Genomic DNA, 1514 nt, shown 5'->3' with positions numbered 1-1514 from the left:
AAAGGCGAGCAACCTACTGAATTATTGCCATTTGTGGGTAATGAACGCCAGAATATGCCTAACGGATTAATGTACAGTGTGAAAGATTACATTGTGCTTGTAGAGGATACTGGACGGATTATTCGTGATGACAAGCGTGGCGCAATAACTATAAGTAGTCAGCATATTCTTGACCGATTAAACATACCAGCAGAAAACTGGTTAACAATCACCACCGAGTTTGAGGCATTATTTAAAGGCGCAGTTGGCTCACTGCCAGCACTGACTGAATATTGCCAACATGTCGACCGTAAACGACGACCAAGCGCAGCTAACTGTCAAAAATGGCTGAGCGCCTAGCGTTACCTATCTGATTTAATCACTTAACATTTCATTCTTGATAGTCATCAAGTTTTTCGGCTGTGTTCAATTCATACAAATAATAGATAAACGACCAAGTTGGGACTTTTTTGTATATCAGTGCTGAATTTGGTTGGTTAATCGCCCTTTAATCTATCAAGCCATACATTAGAATTGAGTCGTGTTGCTTATATTAATTATGGGTGGCATGTTTAGGAATCACTTAATTGGCTTGTTATATGCCATTTACTCTTTTATCTATAGTTTTTCTTAATTTTCTATCGAGTATCTCAGTCAAAACCAAACAAATAATAATGTAGAAGAGAACAGGCAGTAATAGCATAAAAGATGAAAACATAATAAATGCATAATAGAAATCGGCATATATTCGAATAAACCAAAAGTCTATGGCACAACTTTGTGTTTCCATGTTACCAGCGTTCCAGCCTTCACAACTATTCATAACAATGAACGGTAAGATAAAGAATAGAAAGAAAAACGGTAATCGACTTAAGATCCAGAAAAACATCCTTTTTAACACCTGGCTTCCTTAGGCATATAACGCCCGCATAAGGGGCTGATAATGCTAGGCTATACTTGTGTAGCGAAGCGGAACCGAGCCTAGCGTTAGCAGTCCCTTCACTTAATGCTCTTGTTAGCTGTACATTACTACATTATTAGATGATGAACTAATATAGCCGTAACCTTTAATTGTTTCTGTTTGCTCTTTTAACCCGTACGTTGCTTCAGAAGTGACGATAATTGGGAAATTAAGTTTAACTAGATTAGATATATTTGGCGTAGAAATACCAAACCAAAAAGTAATGTGGGTATTGCCGATAAACATGCAAGGTTGGGAGGCTTCGATCCCTGTTGCTCCATATTTAACGTATCCCACGAACTCGACACCAAGCGCGTCTTTAAATTTGGCTTTAACAAGTAGCTCTGAATTGAGATTTAAAGCGTCACTTTTTGAAGCAGGGCAAACAACCGTTTCCTCAAGAGAATCATCTTTCCAATAGGCAAGCTGCCAAACTGAATGTTCTTTAAAATCTTGAAGAGTTAAATCCCAGAGATATTTGCTCACGACTTTCCTTGTACTGCTAACGCCCTGTTAATGGCAAAATATAGTTGGCTAGAATAAGCGACGAAGGAGCAAAGCCAACTGTATTTTG

The 1514-nt window shown here is 38.2% G+C and carries 1 protein-coding gene and 1 pseudogene; one reads left to right on the top strand and one right to left on the bottom strand.

Going from position 1 to position 1514, the window contains the following annotated elements:
* Positions 1-339, top strand: a pseudogene (locus tag G3R48_RS16990) (transposase); the annotation flags it as partial.
* A gap of 655 nt (positions 340-994) precedes the next feature.
* Here the strand turns inward: G3R48_RS16990 and G3R48_RS16985 are convergent.
* Complete coding sequence (locus G3R48_RS16985) at positions 995-1426, bottom strand: hypothetical protein (protein ID WP_153663863.1); 432 nt, start codon at positions 1424-1426, stop codon at positions 995-997.
* Positions 1427-1514: the final 88 nt, after the last annotated feature.

This window comes from Shewanella intestini, assembly GCF_018221465.1.
Classification (GTDB): domain Bacteria; phylum Pseudomonadota; class Gammaproteobacteria; order Enterobacterales; family Shewanellaceae; genus Shewanella; species Shewanella intestini.
This window is presented reverse-complemented; position numbering and strand designations above follow the sequence as displayed.